This window comes from Paractinoplanes hotanensis (assembly GCF_023717965.1).
GTDB classification, from domain to species: Bacteria; Actinomycetota; Actinomycetes; order Mycobacteriales; family Micromonosporaceae; genus Actinoplanes; species Actinoplanes polyasparticus.
In genome coordinates, this window is the sequence record NZ_JAMQOL010000120.1 from 1 (window position 1) to 1401 (window position 1401).

General features: G+C 66.9%; 1 protein-coding gene. It reads right to left on the minus strand.

Annotated elements, in window-relative coordinates; all coding sequences use genetic code 11:
- Positions 1 to 86: 86 nt before the first annotated feature.
- Positions 87 to 1340 (minus strand): IS701 family transposase, encoded by a 1254-nt coding sequence (locus LXN57_RS47660; protein WP_438872994.1) that lies wholly within the window; start codon positions 1338 to 1340, stop codon positions 87 to 89.
- Positions 1341 to 1401: the final 61 nt, after the last annotated feature.

The window sequence follows — 1401 nt, forward strand, 5'->3', positions numbered from 1 at the left end:
CTCGGGGAAGACGGTGTCGCAGGTCGGGCAGGTGTGGATGATCCGGACGATATAACGTTGGATGTGTCGGAGTACGCCGTAAAGGGTCATTCCGGCACTGCTGCTTTTGGGTTCAGGCGTTGCAGGGTGAGGAAGCCGTGAGCGGCGGCGACGAGGGTGACGTGGTGGTGCCAGCCGGCCCATTTGCGGCCTTCGTAGTGGGTGAGTCCGAGGCCGGTCTTCAACTCGCGGTAGTCGTGTTCGATCCGCCAGCGTTGTTTCGCAGCGCGGATCAGGTCGGCGCGGCGGGTGGTGGCGGGCAGGGTCGACAGCCAGTAGCGGGTGGGTTCCGGGGCGCCGGGCGGCCATTCGGCGATGAGCCAGCACTCGGGCCAGTCTTGTCCTTTGTAGATGGATCGGGTGCCGGCGTCGGCCTGCCGGACACGGGCGAACACGAACCGGCCGCTCATCAACCGCCGCTTGCCGTCTTGTTGCCTGGATCCGGCCCGCCAGGTGATCCGTCTGGCCTGCCTGCGGCCCAGCGCGATGAGGTGTTCTTTGACCGACACCGGATCGTGTTCGTAGCGGGGTTTCGGCCGGGGGCCGCGCCCGCAGTAGGCCGGGGTGGTGCGGGTCGCGGTCGCGGGCAGCACGCTGAGGGTGACGGAAATCTGGACCGCGTACGGGATGTCGCGTTCGGTCAGGCCGTGCCGGAACGCGGCGGCGTCGCCGTAGCCGGCGTCGGCGGCCATGACCGATGGTGCGGGTACACCCCAGGACAGGGCCTCGTCGACGCATTCCAGGGCCAGTTGCCATTTCGGACGGTGCTGCTCGTCGTCCGGGATCCCGCACACGGCACGCCGCTGCCGGACGTCGAGGCTGGCCTTGCCGGAGTCGGGATCCCAGGACTCGGGCATGAACAACCGCCAGTCGATCGGGACCGATGCTTCGTCGGAGGCCAGGTGCAGGGTGGTCGCGACCTGACAGTTCGTGATCTTCCCCGCGGTGCCGGTGTACTGCCGGGCCACGCACGGCGACAACCGGCCGTCCTTGGTGAAGCCGGTATCGTCGGCCACCCACGCGGTCGGGTTGATCGCCTTGTGCATCTTGCGGGCCAACCTGGCCCGGACCGGGACCGGATCCCACGGCGTGTTCGCCAGGAAATGCTGCAACGACTGATCGTTCGACTCGTTCAGCCGGGCCGCCATCGGCTCGACCGACTTACGCCGGCCCTCCAGCATCAGCCCGGTCAGGTAGCAGTGCGAACGCTCCTGCCAGCCCTTGCGTCGCAACGACGAGAACACGTCCTCCACGAACTCGATCAATTCCCCGTCCAGGCGCAGCAACTCCTGCACATCCACCATGCTCGAACCAACGACCCAACCGCGAAACGGTTTCTAGATCATGACGGAGCACTACTAG